Source organism: Brevundimonas nasdae, assembly GCF_016654005.1.
Taxonomy (GTDB): domain Bacteria; phylum Pseudomonadota; class Alphaproteobacteria; order Caulobacterales; family Caulobacteraceae; genus Brevundimonas; species Brevundimonas nasdae.
In genome coordinates, this window is the sequence record NZ_JAEPWN010000024.1 from 1 (window position 1) to 1,838 (window position 1,838).

Annotated in this window: 1 protein-coding gene and 1 pseudogene; both read right to left on the minus strand. The window is 68.3% G+C overall.

The features are described from left to right. Positions 1–1,635: pilus assembly protein TadG-related protein (locus tag JKF87_RS18095; RefSeq protein ID WP_236261500.1), on the minus strand; the 1,635-nt coding region annotated here is incomplete at its 3' end. After that, positions 1,635–1,838 (minus strand): annotated as a pseudogene (locus tag JKF87_RS18100) (hypothetical protein); the annotation flags it as partial. The pseudogene JKF87_RS18100 and the gene JKF87_RS18095, both read right to left, overlap by 1 nt.

Here is a 1,838-nt window from a genome sequence, read left to right on the forward strand (position 1 = left end):
CGGCGCCGCATAACCGCCTTCCGCGCAGGACAGGCCGTGCACCCGCACGTCCGCCTCGCCCAGCCCCACGCCCAGCAGATCCAGCAATGGGTTGAGCACAAGGTCCAGCGCCGGGCCGATCGGGGACAGCAGCACGCCCAGCGCCTTGGTCAGCTCGCCCAGCGGCAGCGGGATCCCCAGAGCGACCGGCGTGATCTCCAGACGCTGCAACAAGGTCGAGGTCAGACCATTGGCCAATCCGCGCGCCTTGACCGTCTGCATGCGCTGGTCGCGAATGTCGGCGGCCGAAAAATGCGCCGTGGTGAAGTTCTGATCCCCCACGTCGATATCGGCCTTGGCGTCCAGCCGCACCAGCCCCAGCAGGGCATAGACAATGGTGGCGGGCTGAGGGTTCAGGTTGGTCTTGAAATCCCCCAGCTTGGCCTCGTTGATGGAGCCGACCCAGGCGCGGGCCAGACCGGGTCGGACGTCGACATCCGCCGACTTGGCCGGGCGGCAGGTCAGGCCCTTCAGTTTGGCCTCCGACGGGGCCAGTTCGATCAGGATCGGCAGCTCCACCTGCGCCAGACCCGTCAGGACTTCCGTCGTCCGCGTGCGCAGATACAGACGCGTCTGGGCCGTGCGGATCACCGGATCGCCCTTGGCCGTGACCGTCAGCCACGGCGAGTTATTGGGCCGCTCGCCCACGGCCAGGCTGGTCTTCAGGTCGGCCAGGCCCAGCGGCGCGTCAATATTGAGCGCCATCTGACGGCCCCCGCCGCCGATCTCCAGCATGGCCATGATCAGGTCCAGCGCCGACACATCGGCGTTCAGGCCGTTGCGGATTCCCTCCGGCGCCTGGGCGTCGACGCCGATCAACTGGCCCATGTTCAGCTTCACCTTCGTCGTCGCGCTGGTCAGCTTGCCGACCGCTCCGCCGTCGCGGCCGCCCGCCAGGGTTTCGATGACCTTCAGCGCCTTGCCCGCCGTGACGTCGGTCTTGAGCAGGCTGTCATAGTCCCCTGCCCTGACGCCGACATTGGTGGCCAGCAGATCGGTGAACTGCAGCAGATTGATCTTCACATCGGCCAGGGCGCGATAGTCCATCAGGCTCAGCGACACCTTGCTGCCGGTCAGGCCGCTCAACAGTTGGTTGGCCAGACCGCCGTCCAGACTGGCCAGGCGCGAGCCCAGCGAGAACATGACCTTGGGCGCATCCGGCGCCGCCGCCGTGGCCTTGCGCGTCACCTCGACCGTGTCGCGCCCGAGCAGCAGGCGGCTGAAGAAGACGGGCGCGGCGGATGTCACCGTCACCCGCGCCGCATTCGCGCCTGACGTCCCCTGACTGAAGCGCGCATCCGGCGCAAGGGCCCGGTTGGCCGTATAGACCCCGACCTTGACGTCGATGGCCATGGGGGCGTTCGCCTCGAGATTGGCTGTCGCCGTCGCCGACGCCGCCTGTGAGGCGTGGCTCAGATCCCGCGCCGCCGCCAGGGCCGCCAGATCCGCCGCCCCCTGCACGCGCCGCGCATGCAGCACCATGGACCCCATGTCCACGGCGACCGCCGCGCACAGGCACAACAGGCCCCCGCCCACAGCCGCCATGACGGCGATCGCGCCCCTTTGGTCTGCAATGAAATGCCGGATCCGGGCCATCAGCTGTACCCTCCAACGCGAATGACCGCCTGGCGCTCGATGATCGTCGGCGGCAGGGGCAACATCGCGCCCAGAGCCATCATCGGATTGTCGCGGGCGTCATAGACGACGATGACCTGCATGCGCTGGGCGTCGCTGACGGTCCGCACAGTCGTCTTGGCGGGCTCCAGCGCCCCCATGCGCGCGACAGAGGTTGCGATCTC